This window comes from Hydrogenophaga sp. GW823-FHT04C09 (assembly GCF_058796355.1).
Window position 1 is genome coordinate 54,266 of sequence record NZ_JBXAIO010000010.1, and the last position, 18,824, is coordinate 73,089.

At 68.0% G+C, this 18,824-nt stretch carries 14 protein-coding genes; 4 read left to right on the forward strand and 10 right to left on the reverse strand.

Features of this window, described 5'->3' with window-relative positions:
• The first annotated feature begins 70 nt into the window (after positions 1-70).
• Positions 71-2,767, forward strand: coding sequence for a sulfatase-like hydrolase/transferase (locus AC1Q9M_RS22895; protein ID WP_492435918.1), 2,697 nt, complete (start codon positions 71-73; stop codon positions 2,765-2,767).
• Positions 2,768-2,783: 16 nt separating this feature from the next.
• On the opposite strand, the gene AC1Q9M_RS22900 is transcribed toward AC1Q9M_RS22895, so the two are convergent.
• Genes AC1Q9M_RS22900 through def form a run of 5 tightly spaced genes read right to left on the reverse strand, consistent with a single transcriptional unit; the run spans position 2,784 to position 5,908 of the window.
• Positions 2,784-3,119 (reverse strand): AzlD domain-containing protein, encoded by a 336-nt coding sequence (locus AC1Q9M_RS22900; protein ID WP_291121731.1) that lies wholly within the window; start codon positions 3,117-3,119, stop codon positions 2,784-2,786.
• Positions 3,112-3,855, reverse strand: a complete 744-nt coding sequence (locus AC1Q9M_RS22905) for an AzlC family ABC transporter permease (RefSeq protein ID WP_382153081.1) — start codon at positions 3,853-3,855, stop codon at positions 3,112-3,114. The genes AC1Q9M_RS22900 and AC1Q9M_RS22905 overlap by 8 nt, the downstream gene beginning before the upstream one ends.
• Positions 3,855-4,835 carry a methionyl-tRNA formyltransferase gene (gene fmt, locus AC1Q9M_RS22910; protein ID WP_492435921.1) on the reverse strand — a complete coding sequence of 327 codons (981 nt, stop codon included), beginning with the start codon at positions 4,833-4,835 and terminating at the stop codon, positions 3,855-3,857. The genes AC1Q9M_RS22905 and fmt overlap by 1 nt, the downstream gene beginning before the upstream one ends.
• Before the next feature lie 39 nt (positions 4,836-4,874).
• On the reverse strand, positions 4,875-5,390 hold the full coding sequence (locus tag AC1Q9M_RS22915; RefSeq protein WP_382322269.1) for a hypothetical protein: 516 nt from the start codon (positions 5,388-5,390) through the stop codon (positions 4,875-4,877).
• Positions 5,387-5,908, reverse strand: coding sequence for a peptide deformylase (gene def / locus AC1Q9M_RS22920; RefSeq protein ID WP_291121735.1), 522 nt, complete (start codon positions 5,906-5,908; stop codon positions 5,387-5,389). The genes AC1Q9M_RS22915 and def overlap by 4 nt, the downstream gene beginning before the upstream one ends.
• Before the next feature lie 221 nt (positions 5,909-6,129).
• Between def and AC1Q9M_RS22925 the strand changes: the two genes are divergently transcribed.
• Together AC1Q9M_RS22925 and dprA are read left to right on the forward strand one after the other, a co-directional pair.
• Complete coding sequence (locus AC1Q9M_RS22925) at positions 6,130-7,365, forward strand: LysM peptidoglycan-binding domain-containing protein (RefSeq protein ID WP_492435923.1); 1,236 nt, start codon at positions 6,130-6,132, stop codon at positions 7,363-7,365.
• An 8-nt stretch (positions 7,366-7,373) separates the two neighbouring features.
• Positions 7,374-8,480, forward strand: coding sequence for a DNA-processing protein DprA (dprA, locus tag AC1Q9M_RS22930; RefSeq protein WP_382322270.1), 1,107 nt, complete (start codon positions 7,374-7,376; stop codon positions 8,478-8,480).
• A gap of 16 nt (positions 8,481-8,496) precedes the next feature.
• Here the strand turns inward: dprA and AC1Q9M_RS22935 are convergent, their stop codons facing one another.
• The 5 genes from AC1Q9M_RS22935 to AC1Q9M_RS22955 form a co-directional block, all read right to left on the reverse strand.
• Positions 8,497-10,893, reverse strand: a complete 2,397-nt coding sequence (locus tag AC1Q9M_RS22935) for a DUF1631 family protein (RefSeq protein WP_492435925.1) — start codon at positions 10,891-10,893, stop codon at positions 8,497-8,499.
• An 83-nt stretch (positions 10,894-10,976) separates the two neighbouring features.
• Positions 10,977-11,930: a protein translocase subunit SecF gene (gene secF, locus AC1Q9M_RS22940; protein WP_382322271.1), complete on the reverse strand. Its 954-nt coding sequence runs from the start codon at positions 11,928-11,930 to the stop codon at positions 10,977-10,979.
• A 15-nt stretch (positions 11,931-11,945) separates the two neighbouring features.
• The gene (gene secD, locus AC1Q9M_RS22945; protein WP_291121740.1) at positions 11,946-13,820 is read right to left on the reverse strand and encodes a protein translocase subunit SecD; all 1,875 of its coding nucleotides are present in this window, start codon (positions 13,818-13,820) and stop codon (positions 11,946-11,948) included.
• 93 nt (positions 13,821-13,913) lie between these two features.
• Entirely contained in the window at positions 13,914-14,240 is a 327-nt protein-coding gene (gene yajC, locus AC1Q9M_RS22950) for a preprotein translocase subunit YajC (RefSeq protein ID WP_291121741.1), read from the reverse strand.
• Positions 14,241-14,359: 119 nt separating this feature from the next.
• The gene (locus AC1Q9M_RS22955; protein ID WP_492435928.1) at positions 14,360-17,959 is read right to left on the reverse strand and encodes an indolepyruvate ferredoxin oxidoreductase family protein; all 3,600 of its coding nucleotides are present in this window, start codon (positions 17,957-17,959) and stop codon (positions 14,360-14,362) included.
• A 182-nt stretch (positions 17,960-18,141) separates the two neighbouring features.
• Between AC1Q9M_RS22955 and AC1Q9M_RS22960 the strand changes: the two genes are divergently transcribed.
• Complete coding sequence (locus tag AC1Q9M_RS22960; RefSeq protein ID WP_382325775.1) at positions 18,142-18,645, forward strand: Lrp/AsnC family transcriptional regulator; 504 nt, start codon at positions 18,142-18,144, stop codon at positions 18,643-18,645.
• Positions 18,646-18,824: the final 179 nt, after the last annotated feature.

Genomic DNA, 18,824 nt, shown 5'->3' on the forward strand with positions numbered 1-18,824 from the left:
TTCATTATGGGTTCGCGCCTTAGCACCGCCTTAAGGCGCATTTAACCTGGGGCTTCCACAGTGCCGCGCCATGCACGCACTGTCTCGCCCCCGCTGGGTCACCGGCCCCTTCCGATCGTCCCCCGCCACCTGGCTGCTCGGCCTGTTCACCCTCACCCTGCTCTGGGACCTGGGCGGCCTGGACATGGCGGTGATGCGCGCCATCGGCACGCCGCGCGGCTTTGCGCTGCAGGACAGCTGGTGGCTCTCTCGCGTGCTGCACGACGGCCTGCGGCAGGCCATGACGGGTGGCTGGCTGCTGCTCTGCGCCTGGGCCTGCTGGCCCGGGCTGCAGATGCCCCGGCGCGAACGCTGGACCGTGGTGACGCTGGCCACGCTGTCGCTGCTGGCGGTCAACCTGGTGAAGAACACCAGCCTGACCAGTTGCCCCTGGGACCTGCAGGCCTTCGGCGGACCGGCCCGCTGGGTGTCGCACTGGGCCTGGGGCGTGGCCGACGGCGGCCCGGGGCGTTGTTTCCCGGGCGGCCATGCGTCCAGCGGTTTCGCGTTCATCGGCCTGTGCCTGCCCTGGCTGGACGCGCCGCCAGGCACGCCCCATCGCCCGCGCGCGACCGGCCTGCGCTGGCTGGCCGCCGTGCTGTTCGTGGGCGGGTTGGCGGGTGCGGTGCAAACCCTGCGGGGAGCCCATTTCCCCAGCCACACGCTGTGGACGCTGCTGATCTCCGCCGGCGTGTCGTGGGCGGGCTGGCGGCTGGCCCAGCCGTGGCTGACCCCGTCGAAGAGCGCACGGCCTGCGCCGGCCGTGGGGGAGGCCGATCACCCACCTCGCCGGCCCCGCCCGACCCACCTCCTCGCCGTGCTGCGCCCCCTGCTTATGCCCATGGCCTGCATGCTGGCGGTGCTGTGGCTGTCGCGCGCCGGGCTGGCCTGGTGGCAGGCCGACCGCATCGCCCAGGCCCAGGCGGCGCCATTGGTGTGGTGGGAAGGCTTGCGCTTTGACGCGGTGCTGATGGGCCTGGCCTGGGTGTTGCCCGCCACGCTCACGCCCTGGATGGCCACCCACCGGCGCAGCCAGCGCGCGTGGGGTGTCTTCCTGCGCGTGTATGGCGGCATCGCCCTGCTGCTTGTGGTCTTCATGGAACTGGCCACCCCTGCCTTCGTGCTGCAGTACGACAGCCGGCCCAACTACCTCTTCGTGGAGTACCTGGGCTACGCGAAGGAAGTGGGCGGCACGCTGATCAAGGACTATTGGGCGCACCTGCTGACCACGGCGGTGCTGCTGCCCACCATCGGCTGGGCCTATGTCCGGCTGACCCGCCGCGCGCCGCACCCACCCGCAACCCTGCGGGTCTGGCAGGCCGGGCTGCTGTCGGCGCTGCTGTTCGTGGCGCTCGCGATCTGCGCACGCGGCGCGCTGGGGCACCGCCCGGCCAACCCCGCCACGGCGGCCGTGACCACCGACCACCTGGTCAACGAGTTGCCCCTGAGTTCGCTCTACACCGTGACGTACGCGATCTACCAGTCGCGCAAGGCCGAAGAAGGCGGCATCACCTACGCCGAGATGCCGCAGGATCGCGTGATCGACATCGTGCGGCGAGAAACCGGGCTGCCGCCCGGCGCCTTCACCGACCCCGCTTCGCCCCTGCGCCACACGCTGACCAGCCCGCACCCGCGCGAGCGGCCGCTGAACCTGGTGATCGTGCTCGAAGAAAGCCTGGGCGCCGAGTTCGTCGGCCGCCTGGGAGGCCTGCCGCTCACGCCGAACCTGGACCGGTTGGGCGACCAGGGCATCTGGTTCGACCAGCTCTACGCCACCGGCACGCGTTCGGTGCGCGGCATCGAGGCGGTGGTGGCGGGTTTTCCGCCGACCTCGGCGGTGAGCACGGTGAAGCTGGCGAAATCGCAGCGCGACTTCTTCACGCTGGCCAGCTTCCTGAAGCCCAGGGGCTACGAGTCCACCTTCTACTACGGCGGCGAATCGCACTTCGACAACATGCGCAGCTACTTCATGGGCAATGGCTTCGACCGCGTGGTGGAGCAGAAGGACATGCCCGCCAGCGCCTTCATCGCCACCTGGGGCGCGTCCGATGGCGACCTGTTCGATGTGGCCCACCAGCGCTTCAGCCAGCAGCCCGCCGACAAGCCCTTCTTCGCCCTGGTGTTCAGCTCGTCCAACCACGCGCCCTTCGAATTCCCGGACGGCGGCTTCGAGCTGCACGAGCAGCCGAAGAACACCGTGAACAACGCGGTGAAGTACGCCGACCACGCCCTGGGGCGCTTCTTCGACCAAGCGAAGCAATCCGCCTACTGGGACAACACCCTCTTCCTCGTGGTGGCCGACCACAACTCGCGCGTGTACGGCCCCTCGGTCATCCCGATCGAGCGCTTTCACATCCCCGGCCTGATCCTGGGCGGCGCGGTGCGCGCACCCGAGCGCATCCGCACGGTGGCCAGCCAGATCGATCTGGCGCCCACGCTGATCTCCATGATGGGCCTGAGTGGCGAGGTTCCGCTGACCGGCCGCGACCTGAGCGACCCGGCGCAGCGCACCCGGCCCGGCCGCGCCATCCTGCAGTTCGACAAGATCCAGGCCTACATGGAAGGCTCCCACGTGGCGGTGCTGCAGCCCGACAGCCCACCCCGGCTCATGAGCTACCGGGATGGCCAGCTGAAGGACAGCACCGAGAGCCACCCGGCCCTGGTGGACAAGGCGCAGGCGCATGCGCGCTACGCGCAGTGGGCCTACCAGAAACAATGGCACCGTTGAAAAACGGTGCCGGACCTCACCAGCCCAGACCCAGGCGCAGCGGCAGGTAGACCGCCATGCCGCAGACGATGGTGCCGAGCACGCCGCGCTTCCAGAAGAACCAGGCCATGCCGGCGGCCGCGGCGAACAGGCGCGCGTCCTTCCAGGTGGTGATGAGCGCGCCCTGGTTCATCACGATCTCGGGAACGATCACCGCCGCCAGCGCCGCGATGGGCGCGTACTGCAGGCCGCGCTGGGCCCAGTGCGGCAGGCTCCAGGGCTTGCTGGAGATGAAGAAGAAGCCGCGCGTGATCACGGTGATGCAGCCCAGCGCGACGATGGTGAGCAGGGTCCAGGGATCGAGGTCAAACATGGTGTGCCCCCTGCCCCGGCGCCTGGGGTCTGAATTTCTCGAGCACCAGGCAGATCGCCACCGCGCTCGCGATTGCCACCAGGATGTTGAGCTTGAGCGGCAGCGCCCAGGCCGCGACCGCCGCCGCGCCGGCCACGCCGGCCGAAACGAAGCGCAGCTTCGATGAGGCCAGCGAGCACAGCACGCCCAGCAGCGCAAGGATGCCGGCGAAGCCCAGGCCCCAGGCCACGGGGATCGCGTTGGCCAGGGCAATGCCGGCCAGGCTCGCGCCCATCCAGGCCACGTAGTTCACCGCGCAGTTGCCCATGAGGTAGGCCTGCTGCTGCGCCAGCTCTTCCTCGTTGGTGCCCGGGTGCGGGTAGCGGCGCGCGAAGAACACGTAGCTCAGGTCGCCGGTGATGTAGCCCTTGATCAGGCGCTCCCAGCGCGGCAGGTGCATCAGGTAGGGCCGCAGGTGCGCCGAGAACACGACGAAGCGCAGGTTCACGCAGAAAGCCGCCGCCAGGATCACCCACAGCGGTGCGCCCGCGGCGATCATGGGCACGGCGGCGAGTTGCGCGCTGCCGGCGTAGACGATCAGCGTCATGAGCACGGCCTCCAGCGCCGACAGGCCGGACTGCACCATGGCCACACCGGTCATCAGGCCCCAGGCACCGATGCCCATGGCCACCGAGACCTGGTCGCGCACGCCATCCCAGTACTCGGGGCGGTCGCGGTATTCACGGCGGTGGAACATCAGGGCGCCTCTTTCGGCGAGGGCGCGGCGTCCAGCACCTGACCGGGTGCGAGCGCAAACCCGCGCAGGAACTCCGCCGCCGCGAGGCGCTTGCCGCCCGCGCGTTGCAGCTCGGTGAGCACCAGCACACCGCCGCCGGTGGCCACGCGGATGCCATCGGCGTCCACCGCCAGCACCTGGCCGGGCGTGCCCTGCGCCGCTGCGGCCTCGGCGTGCGCGGACCACACCTTGATGGCCTCGCCCGCCAGCGCCGTGGCAGCCCCCGGGAAGGGGTTGAACGCGCGGACCCGGCGCGCCAGTGTCTCGGCCGGCGCGGTCCAGTCGATCGCGGCCTCGGCCTTTTCGATCTTGTGCGCGTAGGTCACGCCCTCGGCGGGCTGTTTCTCGGCCTTCAGGCCACCACAGGCGGCGATCTCCAGTGCTTCCACGATCAGGCGCCCGCCCAGCGTGGCCAGGCGGTCGTGCAGGCTGCCGGTGGTGTCCTGGGCCTGGATGGGCAGGCGCTCGATCAACAGCATGTCGCCGGTGTCCAGGCCGGCGTCCATCTGCATGATGGTCACGCCGGTCTGCGCGTCGCCCGCCTCGATGGCGCGGTGGATCGGCGCCGCGCCACGCCAGCGGGGCAGCAGCGAGGCGTGGATGTTCAGGCAGCCCAGGCGTGGCGTGTCCAGCACCCACTGGGGAAGGATGAGCCCGTACGCGGCCACCACCATGGCATCCGCCTGCGCGGCCTCGATGGCGTCACGCGCCGCCCGCGCGTCGTCGGGGTACTTGCCGTCCAGCCGCAGGCTGCGCGGCTGCGCCACGGTGATCTGCTGTTCCTGCGCGAGTTGTTTGACGGGCGAGGGCTGCAGTTTCATGCCGCGCCCCGCCGGCCGATCGGGCTGGGTCAGCACCAGTGGCACGCGAAAGCCGGCGGCGAGCAAACGCTCGAGCGCCACACGCGCGAATTCCGGCGTGCCGGCAAAAATGAGGTTCATGAAGAAGAAAAGGGACCGATGGCGCGACGCCGCGCGGCATCAGGGATGGGACACGGCGTCGACGGGATCGCCGAGCACCTGGTCGTCGGAGAACATCAGCTGCCGCACCACACCCGAGGGGTCCAGGTGCACATGCACCAGGCGCGGCCGCGTGGCTTCCAGGAAGCGGTAGCTCCAGACCTCGCCATCGAAGCGCGCCACGCGCTCCACCATGGCCGGGCGACCCATGCCGCGCAACACGTCTTCGCGCGTCCAGCGGCCGATCTCGATGTGCCGCAGCAGCCAGCCCGCGTCCATCACCTGCTCGTACCGCACCAGGCGGCCATCGGGTCCGAGATCGAGGTTGTGCACCCAGGGGCCCGAGGGCTGACCCGAGTACTGCAAGCGCGTGCCCGCGGGCAGCGTGTGAACCAGCGTCGGCCGGCCCAGCCGGGTCTCGATCTCGCTGCGCGGCGTGCCCGTCGCCACCTGTTCGGGCATCAGTGAACAGCCCGCCAGTGCCAGCGCGCTCACCACGACCAGGCCACGCAGCGAAGAAGCCAGAGAGATGTTCATGCGCGCAATGCCTCTCGTTGAGCCTTAACAAGTTTGGATTTGATGCGATCGCGCTTGAGCGGCGAGAGGTACTCCACAAAGACCTTGCCGAGCAAGTGGTCCATCTCGTGCTGGATGCACACCGCCAGCATGCCCTGGGCATCGATCGTGCGCTCCACACCGTTGCCGTCGAGCGCGCGCACCCGCACGGCGATCGACCGCTCCACGCCGTCGTAGATGCCGGGCACCGACAGGCAGCCCTCTTCGCCCTTGCGCTTCTCCGGGCTGGCCCATTCGATCTCGGGGTTGATCAGCACCAGGCGCTCGTCGCGCGTCTCGCTCACGTCGATCACGATCAGGCGCTCGTGCACATCCACCTGCGTGGCCGCCAAGCCAATGCCATTGGCGTCGTACATGGTCTCGAACATGCGCTCGATCAGCGAGCGGATGCGATCGTCCACCGCCTTGACCGGCTGGGCCACGGTGTGCAGGCGCGGGTCGGGGTAACGCAGGATGGGCAGAAGCGACGGCGAATTCATGAAAATCGGGTGGGTTCGGGACAGGTCCAGGCAGGGGCCTCCATTGTCGCGGGGCGACGGCTGGCGGCAAGCCGGTGACAGGCGGAAGACGATGTCGCTATTTTCGCCACTTTTGCGACGGCGCGTGAAATCCCTCCGCCATATACGTTGCCCAATCAATGGCTTGGGCGCAAAATCAAAAGCGACTTGTCAAGACGCGATCGCCGCTCAGGGGCCACTTCATGCCATTGCAAACCCGCCAGTCCGCCGAATTTTTCTTCTTGCGCCAGCGACGTTCGCTGGTCTGTGCCGCCGCCGTGCTGGCCACCTCGATCACCGGCAGCGCCTTGGCGCAGAACTTCCCGATCACCCCCGGGCAACGCGCCACCGCCGACCAGGTGGCGCAGAACGGCGTGCCGCTGTCCGAACTCGCGCCCAATGCGCCCGACAGCTACACCATCAAACGCGGCGACACCCTGTGGGCGATTTCCGGCGTGTTTCTCAAGACGCCGTGGCGCTGGCCCGAGCTCTGGGGCATGAACCGCCAGGACATCCAGAACCCGCACCGCATCTACCCCGGCCAGGTGCTGTACCTGATCAAGTCCGGCGACCGCGCCATCCTCAGCACGCGCCCCGCCGGCAACGGCGACCCGGCCACCGTTCGCGTGTCGCCCCGCACCCGCTACGAAAGCCTGGGCGACTCGGCCATTCCGCCGGTGTCGCTGCAGGCCATCGAGTCGTTCCTGACCGAACCCATGATCGTCGACGAAGCCACCTTCGCGCGCGCACCGCGCATCGTGGCCACGCAGGAAAACCGCGTGCTGCTCACCCGGGGCGACCGCGCCTATGCGCGCGCCCTGTACGGCGACGGCCCGCAGAACGAACCGCTGCGGGTCGTGGACGGCAAGTCGATCGACTACCGCGTGTTCCGCAACGCCACCCCCCTGCGCGATCCCACCACGAGCGAAATCCTGGGCTACGAAGCCCAGTATCTGGGCAAGGCCCAATTGGTGAGCGGCGAGACCCAGCGCCCGGCCGCCGACGGCAAGGCCCCGGCCGAGATCGTGCCGGCCTCCATCGACATCGTCGCGGCCAAGGAAGAGATGCGCATCGGCGACCGGCTGTTGCCCGAACCGGAACGCGAACTCAGCCACTTCGTGCCACGCGCGCCCGACACGCCACAAAGCGGCCAGATCGTCTCGGTGTATGGCAACGCGGTGCGCTATGCGGCCCAGAACCAGGTGGTCTCCATCAACCGCGGCCGCGCGCACGGCATCGAGCGCGGCCATGTGCTGGCGCTGCAGCGCGAAAGCAGCCTGATCACCGACACCACCGACCAGACCCGTCCGCAACTGCGCCTGCCCGGCGAGCGCAACGGCCTGATGATGGTCTTCCGCACCTTCGACAAGGTGTCCTACGCGCTGGTGCTGCAGATCACCGACGGCGTGAAGGTCGGCGACCGCTTCGTCAACCCCTGATCGGCGCGATGCCCCGACCCGAGTTGGCCGCCTGGTTGCGGCTGCTGCTCACGCCAGGCGTGGGCCTCGACTCCGCGCGAAAACTGCTCGCGGCCTTTGGCCTGCCCGAAGCGGTCTTCGCGCAACCGGCCTCGGCCTGGCAGGCGGTCGTCGGTGCCCGCGCGGCGAGCGCGCTGGAGCAGCCCCCCGAAGACCTCGAGGCGCAGGTGGATCGCACGCAGGCGTGGCTGGCCGACGCCGCGGACCGCCACATCCTGACCCTGGGCGATCCGCTCTACCCGCCCGATCTGCTGCAGATGGCCGATCCGCCGGTGCTGTTGTACGTGCTGGGCGACGTGCAGGCCCTGCACCACCCCCGGCGGCTGGCCATCGTGGGCAGCCGCAACCCCACACCCCAAGGCGAAACCAACGCCCGCCAGTTCGCGCAAGCACTTGGGCAGGCCGGGGTCTGCGTGGTCTCGGGCCTGGCCCTGGGCGTGGATGGCGCCGCGCACGATGGCGCGATGCTGGGCGGCGCTCCCACGGTGGCCGTGGTGGGCACCGGGCTGGACCGCGTCTATCCCAAACGCCACCTGGCCTTGGCCCACCGCATCGGGGCGCAGGGCGCGATCGTCAGCGAGTACCCCTTGGGCACCCCCCCGCTGCCAGCCCATTTCCCGCAACGCAACCGCATCATCGCCGGCTTGTCGCAAGGCACGCTGGTGGTGGAAGCGGCCGTGCAGTCCGGCTCGCTGATCACCGCGCGGCTGGCGGCGGAGCAGGGTCGCGAGGTGTTTGCGATCCCGGGCTCGATCCATGCGCCGCAATCGCGCGGCTGCCACGCGCTGATCCGCCAGGGCGCCAAGCTGGTCGAGTCGGCGCAGGACATCCTGGAAGACCTGCGCTTCGCCGAACCGGTGCCGCCGGACGACAGCGCCGGGCCGGGCAGCGACCACGGCGCCAAGGAAGACAGCCTGTTGCGGGCCATGGGCCACGATCCGGTGAGCCTGGATGCCTTGCAGGCCCGCACCGGTCTGGACACGGCGCACCTGCAGGCGCGCCTGCTCGAACTGGAACTGTCGGGAGAGGTGGCCCGCCTGCCGGGCGGGTTGTTGCAACGGCAGGGCCAGGGCTGAGCCCCGGCAGGCCCGCTCAGTTGAGCAGGCGCTCGGGGTTGGCCTCGAGCTTGGCCATCGCGTCGCGCGTGGCGCGCACGGTGAGGGCCTCTTCCTCGCTGGGCACCAGCAGGCCAGCCTGCAGGTAGGACGCCACACGCATCGCCTGGATCAGAAAACAGCGCCCACCGTTGGTCACGAACAGGTAGAGCTGGCCACGCTCGCTGCGCCAGGCCAGTTGCACGCTGTTGAGCTTGCCGTTGTGGTCCAGGCCGAACCACGAACCGATCTGCAGCTCCACCGCCCAAGAGCGCATCGCCTCGTTGGGCTGGCTGCCTCCCTGGTTGATCACCTCGATGTTGCTGGCGTCCACGCCGGTGATCATCTCGATGCTCTCGGTGTCCAGGTCCAGGTCGCCCACACCGTTGGCCGGCAGGTAGTCTTCCAGGTTGGCCAGCCGATCGGACAGGTTGTCCAGGCTTTCCTGCGAGATGGGTTCGGTGCGCGACATGAAGGCATCGGCCAGCGTGTCGCTCACCGACTTGATGTGCTGGTCCTGCAGCGAGGTGGGGAAACCCAGCAGCCCCATGCCATGGCGCAGGCGCTGCAGCAGGCCGGGCAGTTGCTGGATCACGCGGGCGCGGTCGTTGCGATTGGGCTTGGCGCTGGCCGCCCACAGCAGGTCGGACGCGACCTGCTTGAGCGAGGTCGTCTCTTCGTGCTTCAGGCCGTACTTCACGCTGGCCACGGCCAGCACATCGACCCACACCTTGAACAGGAAATCGCGTACCTCGTCGCGCACCGGCACATCGTCCAGCAGCTTGCGCAACTCGATCGTGTACTGCACCGACAGGGTTTCCTTCTGCTCCACCTGCTGCGCGACGCTCACGAAGCGGCTGGCGCTGCCTTGCTCGCTGAGGTAGGTGGAGAGGAATTTCTGGAACTCGTCGAACACCAGTTGGAACACGCGCCGCCCGGTTTCGGGGTATTGCTCGATCACCTGCACCACGCGCTTGATCTCGGCCTCCAGCGCGGCCGAGCCGACGTTGGACTCGAAGCCCATCACACAGGAGCCCATGCGGTCGATCAGGCGGCGCGCCGGGTGCTGCAGGGCGCTGAAGAACTCGGGTTCGGCCAGCGCAACACGCAGCACCGGGATTTGCAGCCGCGCGAACCAGACCCGAACGCTCGGCGGAATGCGCTCTTCGGCCAGGATGCTCTGGAACATCAGCGCCACCACCTCGATGGTGGCCTTTTCGGTCGGCGTGCTCGCGGCCTGCTTGAGTTCGGCGGTGCGCTGGCGCAAGGAGGTGGCGACCCGCTCCACATGCGAGGCGTCCACATACACCGCGCCCACACCCGAGGAGCCGGACACGTAGAGACCCGCGGCCACGCTGGGCGACGCCACCTGATGCTGGATCGCCTGCTGCAGACGGGGCGAGGGCGGCAACAGCTGTGTGGCCTCGAAATCGCCACCGACGCGGTCGATCAGCATGCGCTTGAGACGCCCGACCACGCCCTGCGCCCGCATGCGCGCCCGCGCCAGCGGAGACGTGCCCGTCATGAGCCGGGTTTCATCGTGCACACCCATGCCGGACGATGGTGCGCCCGCGCGGCCAGCACCGAAGTTCGATCCCGGCCCCATGCCGGACACACCGCCAGGCGCGGAGGCGGGCATGGACGCCGGCCCGCCGGCCATCCGCTGTCCCGCCGTCATCGGGCGCGGCGCGGTGGTGGCCGCCGCCGACGCGTCGCGGCGCACCACCGGACCTTCGCTGCGGCTGCCCGGCACCCGCTTGACCAGGGCCTGCAGGTCGATTTCCTTCATCACCCCGCTGGCCACCAGAAACTCGTTCGCGGCCTTGTAGGCCTCATGCAGCTTGGTGGCCATGACCGGCGCCAGCGCGTCCTGCACCAGCACCCAGGCCTCCCGCGTCATGTGAGCGTCCAGCCACTGGTCCACCAGGATGCGCGCGGTGACGTCGGGCAACAGCACGTCGCCCCGAGGCAGCTCCAGCCGGCCTTCCAGGTGCTGGATGCGCAGGCGCAATTCGTTGAGTTCGGTGGACGACTTGTCGAGCACCTGCATGGCCAGGCGCGAGGCCAGGATCTGGTCGTCGATCGCGCCTTCGGCCACCAGCTCCAGCTGGCCCGAGACACTGGTGGGACTGCCGGAGTTGGAGAAGCGCGGCAGCAGCGAACGCTGCAGCGCCTTGCGGCTCTGGTTGAGCCAGGTGGTCTGGTTTTTCTGGAACCCGGTCCATGCGTCGCGACGGGCCTGCATGTCGCGCGCCGAGCCGGCCTGATCGAGGATCGAGGTCAGCCGCGTGTCACAGACCTTGACCCATTCGGGAAGCGCCCGTCCCACATGAACCACGAAGAGTTCACGTGCCTGTTTGGCCAGGGATGAAACGTGCTGATCGGGCGGCGACACAATGTGTGCAGTATGACACGATTGGATTCATCCACAGGCGCCAGGCGCGCGAGGCGCGCTGTATAAGGCGCGCGCTTTCGCGCTTAAACGACAGCACCGGCGTTCGGGTCGTCCGGATCGCCTTCGGTTTTGCTGCTGGTCTTGACCAGGTCTTCGCGCTTGATGCCCAGCCACATCGCCATGGCCGCGCCGACGAACACCGACGAGTAGATGCCGAAGCAGATGCCGATGGTCAGGGCCAGGGAGAAATAGAACAGCGTGGGGCCGCCGAACACCAGCATGGACAGCACCATGGCCTGCGTGGACCCGTGGGTGATGATGGTGCGGCTGATGGTGGAAGTGATCGCGTGGTCGATCACCTGCTGCGTGTTCATCTTGCGCTGGCGCCGGAAGGTCTCGCGGATGCGGTCGAAGATCACGACCGACTCGTTGACCGAATAGCCCAGCACCGCGAGCACCGCCGCCAGCACGGCCAGCGAGAACTCCCACTGGAAGAAGGCGAAGAAGCCCAGGATGATGACCACGTCATGCAGGTTGGCCACGATGGCCGAGACCGCGTACTTCCATTCGAAACGGAACGCGAGGTAGATCATGATGCCCACGATCACCAGCCCCAGCGCCAGCAGGCCGTTGGTCACCAGTTCCTGGCCCACCTGCGGGCCGACGAACTCGGTGCGGCGCAGCTCCACGGCGGGGTTCTGCGCCTTGAGGGCCGCGAGCACGGTCTCGCTCTGCTGACTGGAGGTCTTGCCCGCCTGCACCGGCAGGCGCAGCAGCACGTCGCGCGAGGTGCCGAAGTTCTGCACCGGCACATCGGCGTAACCCAGCGATTCGATGACCTTGCGCACCGAGGTGAGGTCGGCCGGCTGTTCGTAGGCCACCTCCATGACGGTGCCGCCCGTGAACTCGACCGACAGGTGCAGGCCGCGCGTGGTCAGGAAGAAGACGGCGGCGATGAAGGTGAGGAAGGAGATCGCGTTGAGCAACAACGCGTTCTTCATGAACGGGATGTCGCGGCGGATGCGGAAGAATTCCATGGCGTGAGGTCCTGATCAGTCGGCCTTGGCCGTGGCGTTCTGGGCGTCGGGACGCCAGACGGTCCCGATGGAAACGGTCTTGAGCTTCTTCTGACGGCCGTACCAGAGGTTGACCACGCCGCGCGAGAAGAACACCGACGAGAACATGCTGGTGAGGATGCCCAGGCAGTGCACGACGGCGAAGCCGCGCACCGGGCCGGAGCCGAAGATCAGCAGCGCGATGCCCGCGATCAGCGAGGTGACGTTGGAGTCCAGGATGGTGGACCACGCGTGGTCGTAGCCCGCGTTGATGGCCATCTGCGGTGAAGCGCCCCGGCGCAGTTCCTCGCGCACGCGCTCGTTGATCAGCACGTTGGAATCGATGGCCATGCCCAGGGCCAGCGCCATGGCGGCGATGCCGGGCAGGGTCAGGGTGGCCTGCAGCATGGACAGCAGCGACACCAGCAGCAGCACGTTGAAGCCCAGCGCGATGCTGGAGAACACGCCGAACAGGGCGTAGTAGATGCACATGAACACCACGATCGCGATGAAGCCCCACAGCACGCTGTGGAAACCCTTGGTGATGTTCTCGGCACCGAGGCTCGGGCCGATGGTGCGCTCTTCGATGATTTCCATCGGCGCGGCCAGCGAACCGGCGCGCAGCAGCAGCGCGGTGTCGTTGGCTTCCACCGTGGTCATGGCGCCCGAGATCTGGACCCGGCCACCGCCGATTTCGCCGCGGATCACGGGCGCGGTGACGACCTCGCCACGGCCCTTCTCGAACAGGATGATGGCCATGCGCTTGCCGACGTTCTCGCGCGTGACGTCGCGGAACACGCGCGCGCCCTTCGCGTCCAGCGTGAGGTGCACGGCCGCTTCCTGGGTCTGGCTGTCGAAGCCGGCCTGGGCATCGGTGAGGTTCTCGCCAGTCAGCAGCACTTCGCGCTTGACGACCACCGACTGGCCGCCGCGCTCCGGATAACGCTCGGCACCGAACGGCACCGGCCCGGTGCCGCGCGCGGCCGCCTGGGCTTCCATGCTCTCGTCCACCATGCGCACTTCCAGCGTGGCGGTGCGGCCCAGGATGTCCTTGGCCTTGGCCGTGTCCTGCACACCCGGCAGTTGCACGACGATGCGGTCGGCGCCCTGCTGCTGGATCACCGGCTCGGCCACGCCGAGTTCGTTGATCCGGTTGTGCAGCGTGGTGATGTTCTGCTTGAGCGCCTGCTCCTGCACGCGCCGCGCGGCTTCGGGACTGATGGTGCCCACCAGCCGGAAGTCGGCCGTCTCGGTGACCTGCAGGTCGGCGAACTGGGTGCGGATCAGGTCGCGTGCCGCGCCCAGGGTCTGGGCGTCACCGGCGCGCAGCTCGATGGTCTGGCCGCTGCGGTTGATGCCGCCATGCCGCAGGCCCTTTTCGCGCAGCAGGGTGCGCAGGTCGGTGGCGAGCACGTCGGCGCGCCGCTGCAGGGCGGCCTGCATGTCCACCTGCAGCATGAAGTGCACGCCCCCGCGCAGGTCCAGGCCCAGGTACATGGGCGAGGCGCCCAGGGAAGCGAGCCAGGCCGGTGTGCGGGGCAGCAGGTTGAGGGCCACCACATAGCTGGCATCGGCCGGATCCGGGTTGAGCGCTTTCTCCAGGGCATCGCGCGCCTTGAGCTGATCGTCGGTGCTGTCGAAGCGGGCCTTGACCGAATTGGCATCGAGCTGGATGCGCGTACTCTGCACGTTCTGCGCCGCCAGCGCCTGCTCCACCCGAATGACCGTGCTGGGCTCGATGCGCACCGTGGACCGGGCCGCCGAGACCTGCACGGCAGGCGACTCCCCGAACAGGTTGGGCAGCGCATAAAGCGCACTGATCAGCAGGGCGACCAGGATGATCGCGTACTTCCACAGCGGGTAACGGTTCATGGTGAAGCCGGGCCTGAGGCCTGGAGTTGTTCAGCGGAGGCGAAAGCGCATTTCAAGGGCCCGGTCCGACACAGCGGCGCCGGGCCGGCTTGCTCAGACGCTCTTGATCGTGCCCTTGGGCAGCACCTGCACGACGGCGGTGCGTTGCATCTGGACTTCCATGCCGTCGGCAAGTTCAACGCCCACATAAATCTCGCCGATCTTGGACACCTTGCCCAGGAAACCACCGGCGGTGACGACTTCATCGCCCTTGGCCAGGGCCGAGACCATGGCCTTGTGCTCTTTCTGGCGCTTCATCTGGGGGCGGATCATCACGAAGTACAGCACCACGAACATCAGCACCAGGGGCAACATGCCCAGCAGGGTGGATTGGGTGTCGCCAGCGGCTGCGGCTTGGGCGTAAGCGGAGGAAATGAACACGGGAGGTCTCCAACAGGTTCGGGGTCAGGACAACGCCAAAGGCCCGGGGCCGCCTGGATGAGGCGACGCCGGGCACTCCGGACTCAACCGTCGATTGTATGCCGGGGTGGTTCCGCGGATCAGGCGGCGCGGGCCAGGTTCGGCGCCGCTTCGGGCTGGCGCCATTGCTGCAGCAGGCCTTCCCGGCGGCTGCGCGCGGCGGCGAGGTGACGCTCCTTCACATGGCCAAAGCCCTTGATCTGCTCGGGAAGGCGCGCGATCTCCACCGCCAGGGCGTGGTTCGTGCTGGTCAGGCCGGTCAGCAGGGCCTCGACATCGGAGCGGTACTGCCCGATCAGGGCCCGCTCGGTGCGGCGCTCTTCGGTGCGGCCGAAGATGTCCAGCGAGGTGCCACGCAGGCCCTTGAAACGCGCCAGCAGCTTGAACACCTTGAACATGAAGGGGCCGAACGGCTGCTTGACCAGTTCGCCCCGCTCGTTCTTCTTGGCGATCAGCGGTGGGGCCAGGTGCACCTTGAGCTTGTAGTCGCCTTCGAACTGGCTGGCCAGGCGGGCGTGGAACGCCGGGTCGCTGTGCAGGCGGGCGACCTCGTACTCGTCCTTGTAGGCCATGAGCTTGAACAGGTTGCGCGCCACGGCTTCGGTCAGCGTGGTCTTGCCCAGCGAGGCTTCCGACGCGCGCACGCGGTTCACGAAGTGCCGGTACTGGTCGGCGTAGCCGGCATTCTGGTAGCCGGTGAGGAAGTCGACGCGGCGGGCGATCAGGTCGTCGAGCGAGTCGCGCTTCTTGAACTGGATCACCTGCTCGCCCGCCCCGGCCTTCTGCCACAGCGCGGCCACGGCCTGCAGGTCGTGCGCGGCGCGGCGGCCCCATTCGAAGGCCGCCTTGTTCTTGTCGATCTGCACCGCGTTGAGTTCGATGGCGCGCATCAGCGAAGCCAGCTCCAGCGGCAGCCAGCCCTTCTGCCAGGCGTAGCCCAGCATCATGGGGTTGGTGTACAGGCTGTCGCCCATCAGGCGCGTGGCCGCCGTCTCGGCGTCGAACGTGCCCACCGCATCGGCCCCCAGGCTGTGCACCAGCGCGTCCACGCAGGCCTGCGCCGGGTTCTGCCAGTCGGGGTTCTTGACGAAGGCCGCGGTGGGCGTGGCGTTCACGTTGAGCGCCACGTGCGTGCGGCCGGCGCGCAGGCGGGCCCAGGTTTCCTTGTTCGCGCTGACGATCGGGTCACAGCCCAGGATCAGGTCGGCCGACGCGGCCGACACGCGGGTGGTGCGGATGTCGTCCTGCCGTGCGCCGATGAGCACATGGCTCCAGGTCGCGCCGCCCTTCTGCGCCAGACCCGCCGCGTCCTGCGTCACGATGCCCTTGCCTTCCAGGTGCGCGGCAACACCCAGCAGCTGGCCAATGGTGATGACACCGGTGCCGCCCACGCCGGCGACGATGATGCCCCAGGCCTCCGCGTCCAGGGTGGGCAGCACGGGCAGCGGCAACGCGCCACCGGTCCATTCGAGCTTGGCCCCGCCTTTTTCCTTCTTGCGCAACTGGCCGCCTTCGACAGTGACGAAGCTCGGGCAGAAGCCCTTCACGCAGGAATAGTCCTTGTTGCAGGTGCTCTGGTTGATGGTGCGCTTGCGGCCGAATTCGGTCTCCAGCGGCTCGACGGACAGGCAGTTGGACTGCACGCCGCAGTCGCCGCAGCCTTCGCACACCAGCTCGTTGATCACCACGCGCTTGTCCGGGTCGACCATGGTGCCGCGCTTGCGGCGGCGGCGCTTCTCGGTGGCGCAGGTCTGGTCGTAGATGATGACCGTGGTGCCCTTGATCTCGCGGAACTCGCGCTGCACGGCATCGAGCGTGTCGCGGTGCTGGATCGCAATGCCCTCGGGCAGGCCCTTCACACTGTCGTACTTCTCGGGTTCGTCGGTGACGATGGTGATCTTCACCGCGCCTTCGGCGCGCATGCTCTGCGCGATTTGGACCACGCTGTGGCCTTCAGGGCGCTCGCCCACCTGCTGGCCGCCGGTCATGGCCACGGCGTCGTTGTAGAGGATCTTGTAGGTGATGTTCACACCGGCCGCGATGCTCTGGCGCACCGCCAGCAGGCCGCTGTGGAAGTAGGTGCCGTCGCCCAGGTTGGCGAACATGTGCTGGTCGTGGCTGAACGGCTGCTGGCCGACCCAGGGCACGCCTTCGCCGCCCATCTGGGTGAAGCCCACGGTGGCGCGGTCCATCCAGATCGTCATGAAGTGGCAGCCGATGCCGGCCATGGCGCGCGAGCCCTCGGGCACGCGCGTGCTGGTGTTGTGCGGGCAGCCCGAGCAGAACCACGGCTGGCGCTCGGCGCCGGCCACGCCCTGCGTGAGCAGGGTCTGCATCGACTGCTCCTGCGCCGTCAGGATGGCGAGCTGGGCATCGATGCGCGCCATCACGTCCTCAGGGACGCCGCCGATCTTCTTGAGGCGCTTGGCCACGGCGCGCGCGATGATGGCCGGTGAGAGGTCGGCGTTGGCGCGCAGCAGGGTGCGCGCGCTGGGGTTGGGCATGCTCCATTCGCCACCGCTGAAATCGCCCTCGACCTCGTCGAACTTGCCCAGCACGTTCGGGCGCACGTCGGGGCGCCAGTTGTAGAGCTCTTCCTTGAGCTGGTACTCGATGACCTGGCGCTTCTCTTCCACCACCAGGATCTCGCGCAGGCCGGTGGCGAACTCGCGCGTGGTCTGCGCCTCCAGCGGCCAGACCACCGACACCTTGTGCAGGCGCAGGCCGATGCGGCGGCAGGTCTCGTCGTCCAGCCCCAGGTCCAGCAGGGCCTGGCGCGTGTCGTTGTAGGCCTTGCCGCTGGCGATCAGGCCGAAGCGGTCGTTCGGCCCGGCGATCACGTTGTGGTTGAGCTTGTTGGCGCGCACATAGGCCAGCGCGGCGTACCACTTGTAGTCGAACAGGCGGGCTTCCTGGTCGAGCGCGTGGTCGGGCCAGCGGATGTGCAGGCCACCGGGGGGCATCTCGAACTCGGGAATGACGATGTTCACGCGCCCGGGATCGATTTCGGCCGTGGCGCTGGATTCGACGATCTCCTGGATCGTCTTCATGCCGGCCCACACGCCGCTGAAGCGGCTCATGGCCAGGGCGTGCAGGCCCAGGTCCAGGATGTCCTGCACCGAGGTCGGAAAAAACACCGGCAGGCCGCAGGCCTTGAAGATGTGGTCGCTCTGGTGCGCGGCGGTGGAGCTCTTGGCCACGTGGTCGTCGCCGGCCACGGCGATCACGCCGCCCCAGGGCGTGGTGCCCGCCATGTTGGCGTGCTTGAAGACGTCGGAGCAGCGGTCCACGCCCGGGCCCTTGCCGTACCAGATGCCGAACACGCCGTCGAAGCGGTTGCTGCCCGCTGGCGCGAAGCCCAGTTGCTGGGTGCCCCAGAGCGCGGTGGCGGCCAGTTCCTCGTTCACCCCGGGCTGGAACACGATGTTCTGCGCCTTCAGGTACGGCGCCGCCTTCTGCAGGGCCTGGTCGTAGCCGCCCAGCGGCGAACCCCGGTAGCCGCTGATGAAGCCCGCGGTGTTCTTGCCCAGCAAGGCGTCTCGCTGGCGCTGCAGCATGGGCAGCTTCACCAGCGCCTGCACGCCGCTCATGAAGGCGCGACCGTGATCGAGTGCGTATTTGTCGTCGAGGGTGACCGTCTCGAGCGCGCGGCGGATGTGGTCGGGCAGGGGGGCGTTCATCGGCTTGTCTCCGTGGGGGATGTGGGGCCTGCTTCGTGGGCGGGTCGTGAACGGGGTGTGCAACGGGTAGATGCACGCCTCCAGTGTGGCGCACAGTGTATGCCCCAGTGCGCGATAGGTGTTTGCGTTTCATGCCTGTTTTCACGATGATCGAGAAAGATTCATTCCCAAAACAGGCCATCATGGAAACACTCGATAAGTTCGACATCGCCATCCTGCAAGAACTGCAAAGCGACGGCCGCCTCACCAACGCCGAGCTGGCGCAGCGTGTGGGCCTGTCGGCCGCGCCGTGCTGGCGGCGCGTGCGGGCGCTCGAGGAATCGGGCTTCATCCGGGGCTACCGCGCGGAGATCGACCGCGAAAAGATCGGCCTGGGCGTGCTGGCCTTCGTGCGCCTGGACGCCGACCGCAACAGCGGCGACGTCACGCGCACCCTGGAAAACGCGATCCGCCGCATCCCCGAGGTGGTGTCCTGTCATTACATCAGCGGCTCCGGCACCTTTGAGCTGCAGGTGGTCAGCCGCGACCTGAACCACTTCAGCCAGTTTGCCCGGGAGGTCCTGCTCAACCTGCCCAACGTGAAAGACCTGCACACCAGCTTCTCCCTGGGCGAGGTGAAGTCCGGCAGTGCACTTCCGTTGCAGCACCTAGTAACCAGAAGTACGAACACGGCAAAAGGTGCGTGAACTTGAGCACTTTTTTCGCCGCTCGCCTTCGTTTTTTTACCGTCGGTTAACAAAGTCGCCGTAAGTGCTTGAAAAGTGTGAAATTTTTCCTCGGCCACATATTGATCCTCGAAGTGACTTTCCGTAACATCCGCCCATCACCCACCCGTGGGCCGCGTACCTAAAAGTGCTCAGACCCC